The 14736-nt window shown below is 71.0% G+C and carries 13 protein-coding genes; 5 read left to right on the top strand and 8 right to left on the bottom strand.

Going from position 1 to position 14736, the window contains the following annotated elements:
• The 3 genes from ACYVK3_RS07345 to ACYVK3_RS07335 are packed head-to-tail and all read right to left on the bottom strand — an operon-like array spanning position 1 to position 3551.
• On the bottom strand, positions 1 to 654 hold the full coding sequence (locus tag ACYVK3_RS07345) for a histidine phosphatase family protein (RefSeq protein WP_460496630.1): 654 nt from the start codon (positions 652 to 654) through the stop codon (positions 1 to 3).
• Positions 651 to 1955 (bottom strand): glutamate-1-semialdehyde 2,1-aminomutase, encoded by a 1305-nt coding sequence (gene hemL, locus ACYVK3_RS07340; protein WP_460496628.1) that lies wholly within the window; start codon positions 1953 to 1955, stop codon positions 651 to 653. The genes ACYVK3_RS07345 and hemL overlap by 4 nt, the downstream gene beginning before the upstream one ends.
• 12 nt (positions 1956 to 1967) lie before the next feature.
• Positions 1968 to 3551 carry an adenylate/guanylate cyclase domain-containing protein gene (locus ACYVK3_RS07335; protein WP_460496627.1) on the bottom strand — a complete coding sequence of 528 codons (1584 nt, stop codon included), beginning with the start codon at positions 3549 to 3551 and terminating at the stop codon, positions 1968 to 1970.
• Between the two features lie 501 nt (positions 3552 to 4052).
• Here ACYVK3_RS07335 and ACYVK3_RS07330 point away from each other — a divergent pair.
• The 5 genes from ACYVK3_RS07330 to ACYVK3_RS07310 all read left to right on the top strand — a co-directional run bounded on the left by ACYVK3_RS07330 (position 4053) and on the right by ACYVK3_RS07310 (position 9895).
• A complete protein-coding gene (locus ACYVK3_RS07330) occupies positions 4053 to 4907 on the top strand; it encodes a lytic transglycosylase domain-containing protein (RefSeq protein ID WP_460496626.1) in 855 nt (284 codons plus the stop codon).
• A gap of 144 nt (positions 4908 to 5051) precedes the next feature.
• Complete coding sequence (locus ACYVK3_RS07325) at positions 5052 to 6071, top strand: GNAT family N-acetyltransferase (RefSeq protein WP_460496625.1); 1020 nt, start codon at positions 5052 to 5054, stop codon at positions 6069 to 6071.
• Positions 6072 to 6168: 97 nt separating this feature from the next.
• A complete protein-coding gene (locus tag ACYVK3_RS07320; protein ID WP_460496624.1) occupies positions 6169 to 7953 on the top strand; it encodes a potassium channel family protein in 1785 nt (594 codons plus the stop codon).
• A gap of 161 nt (positions 7954 to 8114) precedes the next feature.
• On the top strand, positions 8115 to 9269 hold the full coding sequence (locus ACYVK3_RS07315; RefSeq protein WP_460496623.1) for a trypsin-like serine peptidase: 1155 nt from the start codon (positions 8115 to 8117) through the stop codon (positions 9267 to 9269).
• Between the two features lie 77 nt (positions 9270 to 9346).
• Positions 9347 to 9895, top strand: a complete 549-nt coding sequence (locus ACYVK3_RS07310) for a hypothetical protein (RefSeq protein ID WP_460496622.1) — start codon at positions 9347 to 9349, stop codon at positions 9893 to 9895.
• A gap of 60 nt (positions 9896 to 9955) precedes the next feature.
• On the opposite strand, the gene mqnC is transcribed toward ACYVK3_RS07310, so the two are convergent.
• From mqnC to ACYVK3_RS07285, 5 genes are all read right to left on the bottom strand, one after another.
• Positions 9956 to 11107 (bottom strand): radical SAM protein, encoded by a 1152-nt coding sequence (gene mqnC, locus ACYVK3_RS07305; protein WP_460496621.1) that lies wholly within the window; start codon positions 11105 to 11107, stop codon positions 9956 to 9958.
• Between the two features lie 18 nt (positions 11108 to 11125).
• Positions 11126 to 11896, bottom strand: coding sequence for a ferredoxin reductase domain-containing protein (locus ACYVK3_RS07300; RefSeq protein WP_460496620.1), 771 nt, complete (start codon positions 11894 to 11896; stop codon positions 11126 to 11128).
• A 37-nt stretch (positions 11897 to 11933) separates the two neighbouring features.
• Complete coding sequence (locus tag ACYVK3_RS07295) at positions 11934 to 12794, bottom strand: menaquinone biosynthetic enzyme MqnA/MqnD family protein (protein WP_460496619.1); 861 nt, start codon at positions 12792 to 12794, stop codon at positions 11934 to 11936.
• Positions 12795 to 12839: 45 nt separating this feature from the next.
• Positions 12840 to 13151: an HPr family phosphocarrier protein gene (locus ACYVK3_RS07290; RefSeq protein ID WP_460496618.1), complete on the bottom strand. Its 312-nt coding sequence runs from the start codon at positions 13149 to 13151 to the stop codon at positions 12840 to 12842.
• A gap of 124 nt (positions 13152 to 13275) precedes the next feature.
• Positions 13276 to 14715 carry a hypothetical protein gene (locus tag ACYVK3_RS07285; RefSeq protein ID WP_460496617.1) on the bottom strand — a complete coding sequence of 480 codons (1440 nt, stop codon included), beginning with the start codon at positions 14713 to 14715 and terminating at the stop codon, positions 13276 to 13278.
• Positions 14716 to 14736: the final 21 nt, after the last annotated feature.

Raw genomic sequence — 14736 nt, 5'->3', positions numbered from 1 at the left:
TCAGGCTCCCTTGGCCCGCTTGGCCGCGTCGGACTTGAGGACCAGGTGCGCGGCCGGCTCGGAGTACTCGACCCGGACGATGCCGGTGCCTTCGAAGACGATGCTGGTGAGCGACGCGAGCCCGCATTCGCGGTTGCGCGGGTCGTGCCACAGGCGCTTGCGCTCGGCGAAGCGGCGGACGGTCCAGATCGGCAGCTGGTGGCTGACGAGGACCGCCTCGGAGCCCTCGGCGGAGGCACGCGCCTCCTCGACGGCGTCCATCATGCGCCGGGCGATGTCGACGTAGGCCTCGCCCCAGGAGGGCCTGAAGGGGTCGCGCAGCCGCCACCAGTACCTGGGGTGGCGCAGGGCGCCGTCGCCGACGCCGATCCTCATGCCTTCGAAGGAGTTCCCGGCCTCGATGAGGCCTTTGTGGGTGACGGTGTCGATCCGGTGGGAGGCCGCGATGGGCTCGGCGGTCTCCTGGGCGCGCTGGAGCGGCGAGGCGCCGACGTGGACGATGTCGTGCCCGGACAGTTCCTCGGCGGCGGCGACGGCCATCTCACGCCCGAGATCGGAGAGCCCGAAGCCCGGGATGCGGCCGTAGAGGATGCCGTCCGGGTTGTGGACCTCTCCGTGCCGCAGCAGGTGAACGATGGTCTTCGCGCCACTCATGTTCGCACCCTAGCCGCCGCTTCGGCCGCGCGTGGCAAGACCTGTTCGATGTGTGACAGGGCCGCCTCGTCGATCGCGGCGGAGGTGAACCAGCATTCGAAGGCGCTCGGGGGCAGGTAGACGCCGCCTTCGAGCATGGCGTGGAAGAACGCGCCGTACGCATCGAGGTCCTGGGCGGAGGCGTCGTCGAAGTCGCGGACCTCGGTGCCGGTGAAGAACACACTGAACAGGTTCGACGGGGCCGAGACGTAGTGGGGCACGCCGGCCTTGGTGAGCGCCTCGCCGGCCATGCGCTGGATTTCGGCGGCGGTCTCGTCGAGCCTGCGGTAGACGGCGTCGTCGCAGGCGCGCAGGGTGGCGAGCCCGGCGGCGACGGCGAGCGGGTTCCCCGAGAGGGTCCCGGCCTGGTAGACGGGCCCGGCGGGGCTGATGAGGTCGAGCAGGTCCGAGCGGCCGCCGAACGCGGCGGCGGGGAGTCCGCCGCCCATGACCTTGCCGTAGGTGTACAGGTCGGCGGGGGCGGCGAGGCCGCCGGGTCCGACGCGGAAGCCGGTCATGACCTCGTCGGAGATCAAGAGCGCGCCGTGGGCGCGGGTGAGGTCGTAGAGCCGCTCGTTGAAGCCGTCGCGCGGGGCGACGGCGCCCATGTTGCCGGGGATGGCTTCGGTGATGACCGCGCCGATGAGGCCGGGGTGCGCGGCGAAGGCGGCCTCGACGGCGTCGAGGTCGTTGTACGGCACGACAATGGTGTCGGCGGCGGCGGAGGCGGGCACGCCCGGCGAGTCGGGGTGGCCGAGCGTGGCGACGCCGCTGCCGGCGGCGGCGAGGAAGTAGTCGGCGTGGCCGTGGTAGCAACCGGCGAACTTGACGATCTTGTCGCGGCCGGTGGCGGCGCGGGCGAGGCGCACGGCGCTCATGGTGGCCTCGGTACCCGAGGAGACGAGGCGGACCTTCTCGCACGGGGTGCGGGCGACGATCTCCTCGGCGAGCTCGATCTCCCCGAGGGTCGGCGCGCCGTAGGAGGTGCCGCCCGCGGCGGCGCGGGCGAGCGCGTCGACGACCTCGGGGTGGGCGTGTCCGAGGATGAGCGGCCCCCAGGACCCGACCAGGTCGATGTAGGTGTTGCCGTCGACGTCGCGCATGCGGGCGCCGTGGGCGTCGGCGATGAACACGGGATCCCCGCCGACGCCCCGGAAGGCGCGGACCGGCGAGTTCACGCCGCCGGGGATCACCCGGGCGGCGCGTTCGGCGTAGGCGGCTGAGGTCGTGGTGTCGAGCGGCGACGCTTGCCTGTCAGTCACGGCCTCAGCCTCTCACATTCGTAACCGGGTTCTCACGAGTGCCGTGTCGATCTTGACCCCGTTCACGAGGCGGCGCGCCAGGCTCGGCGGCACCGTCGCCCGCCCGGTCTCCGGAGGCGCCGAGGTGCCCGACAGCAGCCACCGCAGCGGCGTCGGCACCCGGTAGAGGGCCTGCTCCATCGCGGGCCGCTCGATGACGACGAGGGCGACGTCGACGAGCTCGACGAGCGCCTGGAGGCTGCCGTCGCGCTGCCGGCACAGGTCGAGGACCTCGTCGACGGTGGCGCCGTCGCCGCGGGCGGCCAGCTCCAGCAGCACCGCACGTGCCGGGCCGGAGATGAGGGCGATCGCGTCGTCGATGGCGGCCCGGAACCGGCCGCCGGCGTCGAGCGTCGCGACCGGGTCGTCGCGCAGGCGGCGCAGCGCCGCCTGCGGGGAGCCGAACGCCGTGACGTCGGCGAGCGCCCGCAGCGCCGGCACGAAGCCTTCGACCGAGGCCGCCAGTCCTCGGCAGTCAGCGGCGGTCCAGGCCGCGCCGCGGTCCTCGCAGAACCCGGCGAGCATCGCCGCGGCCACGTCCACCGGCGGCAGCTGGAGGGCGCGCTTGGCCTCCCCGGGCAGTTCGAGGGGGCGCACGCCCGCGGCGAGGATCGCGATGTCGGGGCATTCGCGCAGGAGCCGCTCGACGGCCGCGGCGTGCGAGCGGTCGACGTCGTCGAGCACCAGGAGCGCCTCGCGGTCCCGCAGCTGCGCGATCGCGGTCTCCAACGCCCGCCCGAGCGAGTCGTGCGGCTTGCCCAGTGCTTGGAGGAGCGAGGCGCCGAGGTCCTGGCCGGGCCGGCAGTACCAGACGCCGTCGGCCTGGACCTGGATGCGCCGTCTCGCCCAGGATCTGACCAAGGTGGTCTTGCCGCAGCCGTCGAGGCCGGTGACGGTCACCAAGCGGTAAGAGGCGAAGGCCCGGTCCAGTTCGCGCAGCTCGTCGGGCCGCTCCACCGGGGCCTTGATGTCGGCCGGCAGGTTGTGCCGGTGCGGCCGAATGGGCGGCGGGGGGAACTCCCTGGGCAAGCCGGGAGCGTGCAGTTGGACCAGTTCGGTGGTGCCCGGCAGGCCTCGCAGCTCGAAGTGCCCGAGGCGTTCCAATGACCGGGAGCCGAGTCCGGCCGCGGCGGCGAGCTGCGCCGAGGCGAGGATCTGGTCGCCGTGGGCGGCGGAGCAGATGCGCGCGGTGCGGTGGACCTCGGGCGTGGCGTAGCCGCCGGCGGACGGCCAGGCCTCGCCGGTGTGCAGGCCCATGCGCACTCGGGGCCGGATCGGCCCGTTGCCGAGCCCGAGATCGGGCCAGTCGGCCTCGCGCAGCGCGGTCTGGATGTCCACCGCCGCCGAGGCCGCGTCGCGCGCGTCGTCGAAGACGACGAAGAACGAGTCGCCCTCGGTCTCGATCTCGGTGCCGCGGTGGCGCCTGAGGGCCTCTCTGATCAGCGCGCGGTGCCGGTGCAGGACGACCCGGTACGGTTCGGCGCCGAGCCCGGCGGCGAGCCGGGTGGATCCTTCGATGTCGGTGAACATGAACGTCACGTCGCCGGCGGGGAGCACGACGTTGGAGGTCGTCCCCTGGCGAGTGGCAATCGGGTCGCAATTGATGGGCAGAGAATAGGCTGTTTTTGTCGCGTGCAATGCCGTAGTCGTATCCACGTGTCGATCAACTTTCGTTCAGCCCCCGTATGCCGGGCTGCGGCGCGCTGGCGCGGCAGCCCTGCGGCCTCACAGTGTCTCCCCCATCTCAGTCGGTTACCGGATGTGATGGGCATTCAGACGCCGAACGACTGGCTCGATCGCGCGCAGCGTCGGCTGTGAGGCGGATTCGCCCTCGGGGTTGCTCGTGGCAACTATGGATCCCATATGAGAACGATCATGGGGGCACCTGGTAGCGGGCTGGACGGTCCGGAAACAGAATTGTTCGCACACAGGCGTTGCCCGCGCAAGCGAACATAGGGAATACTCGTCTTCAGCAGAACGACCGCCCCTCTCCCCCGCCGCCGACTTTCCCGGGGGCGCCCATTCCATCAGACGAGAAGGGAAGGGATACTCGCTTCCGTGTGGTTCACCCTCCTGCTCCGAAAACTCGCTCTGCTGCCGTGGAAGGCCCTCAAGGCTCTCGGACGCGCCGTCCGCGCCGGTTATCGGGCACTTCGTTCGCCGGCGGGACGCCTCGCCATCCAATGCTGCGTGACGGCGCTGTCGCTCGTCGGCGCGCTCGCGGCCGGCTACTACCTCGTGCCCTCGGCCGGGCCGGCCTGGTCGTTCGGCACCGAGCCCGAGCCGACGCCCGAGGAGCGCCCGCTCGTCCTCACCCCCGAGGACGCCCCGGCGGCGGGCCTGCCCGCCGAGACCGACACCGCCAGCGACGAGGAGACGGACCTGGACGCGAGCGACTCGCCCGCCGCCCCCCAGAACGTCGCCAACGACCTCAACTCCTGGGCGCAGGGCCTCGCCCACCTCGGCATCCCCGAGCGGGTCCTGGTGGCTTACGGCCGCGCCGAGCTCATCTCCGGCATCCAGAACCCCGGCTGCAACCTGTCATGGACCACGCTCGCCGGCATCGGCGCCACCGAGACCAACCACGGCTCCACCGACGGCAACCGCATCACCTCCGACGGCACCACGCTGACGCCGATCGTCGGACCGGAATACAACGAACAGGGCCCGATGCAGTTCCTCCCGTCCACGTGGGAGAACTGGGCCGCAGACGGCAACGGCGACGGGGTCGCGGACCCGCACAACATCGACGACGCGACCACCGCCGCCGCGAACTACCTGTGCCATGCCGACCGCGATCTGACCGATCCGGCGGACTGGTACGCGGCCGTCCACAGCTACAACCCGGTCGAGACGTACGTGCAAAAGGTCTACGACCGCGCCGATGACTACGGCAGGCAGAGCATGGCGTAGCCGCCCGGGCGCACCGCGGCTGTTCCGCAGAGGAATCCGCAGAGTAATCTGAGGGTTTCGCGCGGTGACAGTGCCGCCAGAACGCGGAGCCCGACCGAGAAATGAGGGTTCCTCGCGGCAACGAACTCGGGTAAGGATATAGAGATGCCCCTGAAGCAGCTCGCTCCCAGCGAGATGACGGCCGATGACATTCGCGACTGGTGCTCGGTGCTCAACGACATGACCGCGGCCGACATGCCCGCCGAACCGCGGTGGAGGACCGAGCGGCTCCACGACTACCTGGTCGGCACCTTGCCCGACGACCGGCGGTTCGTCTTCCTCTACCGCGACGACGACGGCGACCTGATCGGCCACGCCAGCCTCATCATGTTCGGCGGCGACCAGGCCGGCACCGGGGTCGCCGAGCTGTCCACCCGGCCGAGCGCCCGCGGCAAGGGCATCGGCAAGAGCCTCCTGCGCGCCGTCGCCCAGTGCGCGAAGACCCACGGCTGCCGGTCCCTGGCCGTCGAGGTCATCGCCACCACGCCCGCCGTGGGCTTCTACGACCGGCTCGGCTTCGAGCGGGCCGTGGTCGAGCAGCGCCACCTGCTGCGGTGGACCGAGATCGACTGGGAGAAGATCGAGCACGCCGCCGGGCGGCTCGCCGCCGGCTACCGGCTCGAATACCACGCCGGGACCGTGCCCGACCGCCTGCTGGACTCCTACGCGAACGTCAAGGCGAACCTGCGCACCCCGACCGACTCGTACGCGGTCGTGCCCGAATGGCGCGGCTCGGCCCAGGCCGACCGGCTCCGCGACTCACTGGCGACCCTGGACCGGCGCGGCATGCGCTCCCACATCGTCGTCGCGATCGCCGAGCCGTACGGCAACGTCGTCGGGCTCACCGAGCTCGTCGTCTCGGCGCAGCGGCCCACCCGCGCCGACCAGTACGACACCGTCGTCGACCCCGAGCACCGCTCGTACGGGCTCGCGATGTCCATGAAGGCCCGCCTGCTCACCGAGCTGCGCCGAGCCGAGCCGCAGCTGGTCGACGTCCAGACGTGGACGATCGAGTCCGCCGACGACGTCCGCTGGATCAACTCCGAGCTCGGCTTCGTCCACGACGTCGACTGGTACGACTACGAGGCCGACGTGGACCGACTCCTGAAACGCATCGGCCCCTAGCGTATTCGGCCGAGGGCCGGGTGTTCGCCGGAGCGCGGAGAGGCGCAGCGCATTCCGCTGGAGCCCAGCGTTTGCCCGAGCTCAATAGACTGCTTTCATGTACCCCAGTATCGCGCCCCCCGACGCGATGGGAGGCGAGTCCGGCCACGAGCGGCTCGTCATCGTCGTCGGCGACAACGGCCTCACCCTCAGGTTCATCAAGAACCTCACCGAGCGCTTCTCGTACCGCGTGATCGCGCTCATCAGGCCCGGACCGGGAGCGCAGCGCGACGACATCCGCAGGGAGGCCGAGACCAACGCGCGCCTGCGACTCATCGAGCGCCCCCGCATCACCACCGAGACCATCACCGACGCGGGGCTGGTCGAGGCCTACGCCATCGCGCTCATGGCCCAGGACGATGTCGGGAACCTCCACCTCGCACTGGAGATCCGCGAGATGTCCCACGCCCTGTGGGACAAGACCCCGCCGCGCCTGGTCATCCGCATGTACAACCGCGGGCTGCGCGACCACATCCAGAACCTGCTGGGCGAGCGGGGCGTCTTCGTCGAATCGGACGCCGACATGGTCGCCCGCACCTACGCCGCCACGGCGCTCCAGCAGATTCCGCCCGGCGACATCGAGATCTGGGGCCGCCGGCTCTACCTCAGGCGCGCGCCGCACGACCGCGCCGAGTCGCAGTGGGTCGTCGCCAGCGGCAACGTCGTCGGCGGACCGGTCGAGATGATCACCGAGAACCCCGAGGAGTCGGTGCGGATGCTGTGCCTGGAGGCCGAGCGCGGACGGGACTGGCTCAAACCGGCGCTCGAGCGCGGCGTCCTGGTGGCGCGGCAGGTGATGCACACCATGCGCAAGACCGTCCAAAAAGGCCTGGTGATCGCCGCGCTCCTGCTCGTCGGCATCATGACGCTCGGCATGTGGACACTGACGACGTACTCCAACGCGACGAACCCGGTCGAGAACAGCTGGGACGCCCTCTACATCCTGACGCTGCTCGCCGGCGGCGGCATCGACCCCGACATGGGCGCGAACCCGTGGATCAGGCTCACCCACTCCGTGGTGGTCCTCTCCGGCTCGCTCCTCATCCCCGTCGTGACCGGCGCGATCGTCCAGGCCGTCGTGCAACGGCGCTTCGCGCTGTCCGAGGGCCGCATCGTGAACGCGGTGCGCGACCACGTCATCGTCGTCGGCCTCGGCAACATGGGCACCCGCGTGGTCGAGACGCTCCGCAAACGCAAGATCCCGGTCGTGGCGATCGAGAAGGACCGCAACGCGGTCGGCATCCAGGCCGCCCGCGCGGCGGGCGCGCAGGTGCTGCTCGGCGACGCGAGCCGGCCCGAGACGCTCCAGGAGGCCGAGATCAAGTACTGCCGCTCGCTGGTCGCCATGGCCAAGCAGGACTCGGCGAACCTCGAGACCGTCCTGACCGGCATCGAGTGCCGCGACGACCTGCGCACGGTCTCACGGATCTACAACCCCGAGTTCGCCAAGCTCGTACGCCGGAACCTCAACAACGCCACATCCCCGCGCGAGGCCTCACGGCACTCGTCCTACAGCGCCCCGCAGGTCGCCGCGGCCTCGTTCGCCAGCGCCCTCACCGAGGACGAGATCCTGGAGACCATCCCGGTCCGCGGCCGGGTCGCCTACATCGCCGAGGTCGTCGTGGGCGCGTCCTCGCCGCTGGACGACGCGCCCGCGCACGAGGCCACCGTGATCGGCTCCCACCGGCTGCTCGCCGTCAAGCGCGCCAGCGGCGGCATCCGCTGGAATCCCGACGCGGCCTTCAGGGTCAAGGCCGGGGACAAGCTCCTGGTGCTGGCGATCAGGACCGGCATGGAGCAGATCCTCGACCGCTGCCGGGCGGCGGCCGTCCTGTCGTCGTGATTGGACCGGCCTCACCCGAACGGGTGGCGCAACTTCTCCCACTCTCGCTCGTTGAACCTCCGACACATCTCTCGTGAAAGGGGCCGGCGTTGGCGGCAGGAACGCGGAATCAGGATCCAGGACGAACGCCGGACGGCAGCCGCAGACGCCGCAGGATCATCGTGGCGGCGGGTGCCGGCGCGATCGCCATCGCCGCGGCGGCCGTGGTCGTCCCGAACGCGTTCGCCGATGACGAGCCTCTGACCGTCGACGAGTCCCTGCTCGGCCTCGTCGAGGTCGGCGAGGTCGTCGAGCGGACCCGGTCGCTCACCTACGCGGACGCCGAGGAGACCACCGTCCTCGAGTTCTCCGAACCGGACGCCAGCTACGTCAAGGTCCACTTCGAGCGGCTGCTGCTCGCCGGCGGCGACTATGTGACCGTCTCCAGCCCCGACGGCGCCGAATCCTACCGCTACGACGAGAACACGGTCGGCGAGTGGGCCACCTCGATCACCGGCGACACCGCCGTCGTCGAGCTCCACCGCACCGGTGAGCGCGCCGCTTCGCGGGCGCTCGGCGCGATCGTCGACAAGGCCGCCTACGGCTTCCCCGAGGGCGTCCTGGACGAGATCATCGACGACAAGAACGACCGATCCCGCCGCACCGAGAGCATCTGCGAAACCGACGACAAGAAGCCGTCGCCGTGCTACGCGACCTCATATCCGGACGTCGTGGCGAACGTGGACCCGGTGGCGCGCCTGCTGATCGACGGCACGGTCCTGTGCACCGCGTTCCGCGTCGGCGAGCAGAACCGGCTGCTCACCAACAACCACTGCCTCTCCGAGACCTGGGAGGCCGAGCGCACCGAGGTCTGGTTCGGCTACCGGTGCACCAGCTGCGACGGCACCGAGAAGACCAATCCGATCAAGGTCGAGGGCGGGCGGGTGCTGGCCACCTCCGGGGACTTGGACTACACGCTGTTCACCGTCGACGACTTCGAGGCGATCAAGCGATTCGGCTCGCTGACGCTGTCCACCGACCGGGTCAGCCGCGGCGAGGCGATCTACATCCCGCAGCACCCCGCCGGGCGCCCCACGGAGATCGCCATGGAGTCCTCGGTCGACGGCGGCAACTGCGTGGTCTCCAACCCCGTCTACGACGGCTACGTGCCCAACAGCGACATCGCGTACCACTGCGACACCGAGTTCGGCTCCTCGGGCTCGCCGGTGCTGTCGCGCGATACGCACGAGGTCATCGCCCTGCACCACTTCGGCGGTTGCCCGAACTCGGGCGTGAACGCCGCGCTCGTCGAGCGGCAGATCGGGCACCTGATCTAGCGTTGCCGCCCGGGTTTGGGGCCGAGTTAGAGGGTTCTTAGCGTCGTCTTAGGGCTCGAGGCGCGACAGTGGTGCCCATGAACAGGAAACTGGTACTGGCAAGCACGGGCGCCGCGGTGATCGCCGCGGCGGGGTTCGGATCGATCGCGCTGGCACAGGACGACATGCCGTCCGCTCCCGCGGAGGAGCACACCACCGCTCCGACCGGGGAGCTCCACGCCTCGCCCGAGGACATTGCCCCCCGAGAGGGCGAGACGGTGTTCCCGAGCGACGGCGGCACGGTCCTCGCCCGGTGCACCGACGAGGGAGTCGAGCTCGTCTGGTGGGCCGCCGCGGAGGGCTACGCCGTCGACGACGTCGAGGCCACGGCCGGCGATGACGACGACGAGCGCGGAGACGACGACGGCCGAGACGATGACGGCCGCGACGACAATGGCCGGGACGATGACGGCCGCGACGACGACGCGGAGGTCGAGTTCGAGAACGGCTCGACTGACGTCGACTACAGCATCACCTGCGTCGACGGGCAGCCGCGGGCGGACATCACCGTCGAGGACGACCGGGACGACGACTCCGATGATGACGACGACTCGGACGACCGGGACGATGACGGCCGCGACGACTGACGAGCGGTGAAGCGAGCGGGCGGGGCGCGGACCGTTCAGTTCGCGCCCCCCCCGCTCGCGTCAGCCGGCCTGCAGCTGCGTCACGATCGTCGAGAAGTGCGAGCGGACCCGGTCGTCGGTGGGGTCGTCCTCGGGCGTCCAGTGGATCGCCATGCGCTCATACCGCGTGTCGCGCTGCGCCGGGATGCGGTCGGCGGTGCGGATCAGTTCGATCAGCTCCGACAGCCGCGAGCGGTGGCGGGCGCCGGCCGAGGAGATGACGTTCTCCTCCAGCATGATCGAGCCCAGGTCGTCCACACCGAGGTGGAGGCTGAGCTGACCGGCGGCCTTGCCGGTGGTCAGCCACGACGACTGGAGGTGCTTGACGTTGTGGAAGTACAGCCGGGCGACGGCCAGCAGCCGCAGGTACTCCATCGCGGTGGCCTGCGTGCGGCCCTTCAGGTGGTTGTTCTCCGGCTGGTAGGTCCAGGGGATGAACGAGCGGAAGCCGCCGGTGCGGTCCTGGACGTCGCGGATCATGCGCAGGTGCTCGATGCGCTCGTGGGCGGTCTCGCCGGTGCCCATCATCATCGTCGCGGTGGATTCGAGGCCGAGGTTGTGGGCGGTCTCCATGATCTCGAGCCAGCGCTCACCGGACTCCTTGAGCGGCGCGAGGGCCTTGCGGGGGCGTTCGGGAAGCATCTCCGCTCCCGCGCCGGCGATGGAGTCGAGGCCGGCGGCCTTGATCCGCTTGACGGCCTCCTCGATCTCGACGCCGGAGACCTTCGCCATGTGCGCGATCTCGGAGGGGCCGATCGAGTGGATGACCAGCCGCGGGTACTCGCGCTTGACGGCGCCGAACAGCGTTTCGTAGTACTCGACGCCGAATTCGGGGTGGTGCCCGCCCTGGAGCATCACCTGGGTGGCGCCGAGGTCGACCGCTTCGCCGCAGCGGCGCAGGATCTCCTCGAGCGAGTGGTCCCAGCCCTCTTCGTGCTTGGGGGCGCGGTAGAAGGCGCAGAACTTGCAGGCCGTCACGCACACGTTGGTGTAGTTGACGTTGCGGTCGATGATGTAGGTGACGATGTTGTCGCCGATGAGGCGTCTGCGGACGGTGTCGGCGGCTTCGGCCAGCTCGTGGAACGGTGCTTCGGTGTAGAGCAGCTCGGCTTCCTCGGCGCTGATGCGGCCGCCGTCGGCGGCGCGGGCGAGGGCTTCGTCAATCTCGGCCATGCACGAAGCGTATCCGGGCTAGTCGACGTAGTACAGCTCGGTGTGAATCGCTGATGCCCCGGTCTCCTCGAGGACCTCCTTGACCCCTAGGACCATCTCGTAAGGCCCGCAGAGGAACCACTCGTCGACCTCGCGCGGGTCCACGAGCTCCTCGAAGACCCGGCGGAGGCGGTCGGGGGTGAGGCGGCCGGTCAACAGCGGGCGGTCGCCCTCGGAGCGGGTGCGGACGTGGTGCAGGCGCAGGCGGTCGCCGTGGCGGTCCTGGAGTTCGCGCAGCTCCGGTCCGAACATGGTGGACGCCTCGGTGCGGTTGGAGTACAGGAGCGTGACGGTGGCGCCGGCGTCGAGCGCGGCGGTGGCGATCGACAGGATCGGGGTGATGCCCGAGCCGGCGACGATCGAGCCGTAGTGGCGGTCCGGTTCGGGCTCGGTGCAGAAGACGCCGAGCGGCGGGAGCACTTCGAGCACGTCGCCGGGCGTGAGGCTGCTCTTGGCGTAGGCCGAGAAGCTGCCTTCCGGGATGAACTTGATGCCGAGGCGGAGCGTGCCGTGCTCGGCGAGTTCGCGAGGCGTGGAGGCGAGCGAGTAGGAGCGGCGCACCTCGCTGCCGTCGGCCTCGACGCGCTGGAACGTGATGTGCTGACCGGGCTTGAAGTCGAAGGTCTCGCGCAGGTGCGGCGGGACGCTCAGGGTGACCTCGAGGGCGTCGTCGGTCAGGGGCCTGACTTTGCTGACGGTGAGCTTGTGCCACGCGGGGCGGCGACGGCGCTTGTTGAGCTCGATGGTCATGCGGTTCCCTCTCCTGCCGCGAAGACGTTCTCGATGGTCACGGAGTTGCCTCTCCTGCCGCGAAGAATGCCGGTCCGCCGCCAGAGAAGGCGGCCACTCCGGTATAACCGGCTGCTCGGGCGGCGAATTCCCGCAGCCCCGCGAGGTGCCGCTCATTGAGCGTGAACTGGAGGCGCTCGAAATATTCGGCGAGCGCGGCCGGCTCGAAGGGCTCCCAGCGGGCGGCGGAGGCGACGACCTCGTCGATCTCCTCGCGGCAGCGCCGCACCGACTCGCAGAACGCCAGGTGGACGTCCTTGACCAGCCCCGGGTGGGCGTCGGCGTAGTCGCGGCGGACCGCCCAGACGGCGAAGACCATCGGCAGGCCGGTCCAGTCCTTCCAGGCGGCGGCGAGGTCGAGCACATGGTGGCCGCGCGGGTCGTGGTGGACCCTCAGGGCTTCGTCGCCGATGAGGACGGCGGCGTCGGCGCCGTCGAGCGCGGTGTCGAGCTCGGGAGGGGTGGTGGTGAACTCGGGGGTGCGGCCGTAGCGCTGTTCGAGCAGCATGCGGGCGAGCAGGACGCCGGTGCGCGAGGTGGAGGCGAGCGCGACCTTCGGGGCGGCCGGGAGCTCATCGAGCGGGGCCTTGGAGACGAGGTTGACACTGAGGACCGGCCCGTCGGCGGCGACGGCGATGTCCGGCACCAGCAGCAGCTCGTCGGCGTGACGCAGGTATTCGACGAGGCTGATCGGCCCGATGTCGAGATCGCCCTCGACGAGGCGTCGGCTGAGTTCGTCGGGCGGGGCGCGGTGCAGGTCGACGTCGAGCAGCGCGCCCGACCTGGCCAGCCCCCAGTAGATGGGCAGGCAGTTGATGAAGGCGATGTGGCCGACCCTGGGGCGCCGTGCGATGTTCACAACCTCGACCGTAGCCGGTCGACCGGTAGGCGTGCCGAGTCCCGGTCATGCCTCGTCGTCATCGTCGCCGGTGTCGACGATCGGGGTCTTCGACTCGCCGATGAGGTCGCCGCTGCCGGTGACGAGGGCGGCGAGGCGGTCGAGGACGTCCTCCTCGTCACCGGTGAGAATGACGTCGTCACCAGCGCGGACGTCGAGCGTCAGCACCTGGAGAATCGACTTCGCGTCGTGCGGTTCACCGCCGGGCTTGGCGATCGTGACGTCGGCGGCGGACTCGGCGGCGGTGTCGACGAAGACGGTGGCGGGCCGGGCCTGGATCCCGACCTCCGTGGTCACTTTCACACGGCGTTCTGCCATGCTGCTCACCCCCAATGGCGAAGCTTGCGAACCGAACGGCTCGATGAACAGCATGAACCGTCGCGCAGCGCTACGGGAGTGTTTTCTGCCTATTCGAGGGCATTACCCCGTTTGGAGTGATGAGTCAGGACGCGGGTTCCTCTTCACCGGGCTTCGCGCCGCCGTAGACGGTCGGGCGCGGCAGCGGCATGTGCTCGGGCAGGTCGCCCTCGACGACGAGGTTCTTGACCCTGGCGCGGCCCGCCCTGAAGCCCTCCGGGTCGCCTTCGGGCGGCGGCCATGCGGCGGGCGCCGGCTTCTTGACGGCCTGCCGCTTCGAGGAAGGCTCCTCGAACAGGCTGATGTCGGGCGCGTCGACGATCTTCTTGGACGCGACCGAGTCGGATATGGGCTTGGCCTCCGGGCCGTGCTCGGCTCCGGCCTCGACGGCCGCCGGGACCGGCTCGGGCTCCACCTTCGGTTCGGACTTCGGCTCCGGCTCCGGCTCGTAGTCGGGCGGCGCCGCCTCAGCGATCGGCGAGATCGGCTCGATCTCGGCCACCGAAGGGAACGGCGGGCCCGGCTCGGGGTTCGGCAGCGGTTCGGGCGGCGGCGCCGGGTGCGGATCCGGCGTCGGCATCGGCGGCGCGGGCTCCGGCGAGGGGAGCGGCTCGGGCGGCGGCGCCGGGTGCGGATCCGGCGTCGGGTCCGGGCGTTCGGGCTCGGGCGCGGGCTCCGGTTCCGGGCGCGGTTCAGGCGCCGGATCGGGCTGCGGGTCCACGGCCACGGGCTTTTCGTGGACCGTCTCCTCGGATTCCACGCTGCCGGCCGGCTCGGGCTGCGCCGAGACCGCCGCTGCCGCGGGCTCGGCGGCTTCGGACGCGGCATCGACCGGTTCGGCCCCAGGCTCGGCGGCTTCGACCACGTCGTGCTCGTCGGTCTCCGGCTCTTCAGAGTCCGCGGCCGCCTCCGACTCGTCATCGGTCGCCGCGTCGTCTTCGGTGGCAGGCGTCGCGGGCGGCAGGGATTCACCGGGAACATCGGCGCCGAGAGCGGCCATCGCCGATTCGTCCTCGTCGGAGAGCTCGACGTCCGCATCGGCCGACTCGGGGTCGGGCACGTCGCCGTCCCACAGCGGAGCGTCCTCGTCCGCCTGGGCTGGGGCCGGGGCGGGAGCGGGAGCCTGTACGGCAGCGGGCGCGGCGGCAGGTGCGGCGACCGGTTCCGGCGCCGACACGGATTCGAGCTCGACTTCCGGCATCGGCGGCGGACTCGACCACGCGGGCGAGACCGTCGGCGGCGGCGACGGCGCGGCCCCCATCGGCGGCGGGCCGTACGGCGACGCCTGCGGCGGGGAGGAGGGGACCGGCGGAGTCACCGGCGGCAGCGATTGCGGCACCGGCGGCCTGACCGTCGCCGAACCCGACGCCATCGGCGGCGCGACCTGCGGCGCTCGCTGGGGCGCGGGTGGCGGAGCCGCCGGCGGCGCGGGCGGCGGCTGGCGGTACTGCTGCTGCGGGTTCACCCGCGGCGGAGGCGGCGGGACCTGTGCCGACCCGGCGGCGGGCGGACGCGGCGGCGCCATCGGCGGAGCGACCCCCGGCGG

Source organism: Glycomyces tarimensis (assembly GCF_054776215.1).
The sequence above is the reverse complement of the archived record's forward strand: the minus strand, read 5'-3'. Positions and strand labels throughout refer to the sequence as shown.

Bases quoted from the DNA above. Each gene is read 5' to 3' on its own strand.
- ACYVK3_RS07290 (WP_460496618.1), bottom strand. From the start codon at position 13,151: ATGGCAGAACGCCGTGTGAAAGTGACCACGGAGGTCGGGATCCAGGCC.
- ACYVK3_RS07345 (WP_460496630.1), bottom strand. From the start codon at position 654: ATGAGTGGCGCGAAGACCATCGTTCACCTGCTGCGGCACGGAGAGGTC.
- ACYVK3_RS07310 (WP_460496622.1), top strand. From the start codon at position 9,347: ATGAACAGGAAACTGGTACTGGCAAGCACGGGCGCCGCGGTGATCGCC.
- ACYVK3_RS07300 (WP_460496620.1), bottom strand. From the start codon at position 11,896: ATGACCATCGAGCTCAACAAGCGCCGTCGCCGCCCCGCGTGGCACAAG.
- ACYVK3_RS07320 (WP_460496624.1), top strand. From the start codon at position 6,169: ATGTACCCCAGTATCGCGCCCCCCGACGCGATGGGAGGCGAGTCCGGC.
- ACYVK3_RS07285 (WP_460496617.1), bottom strand. From the start codon at position 14,715: ATGGCGCCGCCGCGTCCGCCCGCCGCCGGGTCGGCACAGGTCCCGCCG.
- ACYVK3_RS07325 (WP_460496625.1), top strand. From the start codon at position 5,052: ATGCCCCTGAAGCAGCTCGCTCCCAGCGAGATGACGGCCGATGACATT.
- mqnC (WP_460496621.1), bottom strand. From the start codon at position 11,107: ATGGCCGAGATTGACGAAGCCCTCGCCCGCGCCGCCGACGGCGGCCGC.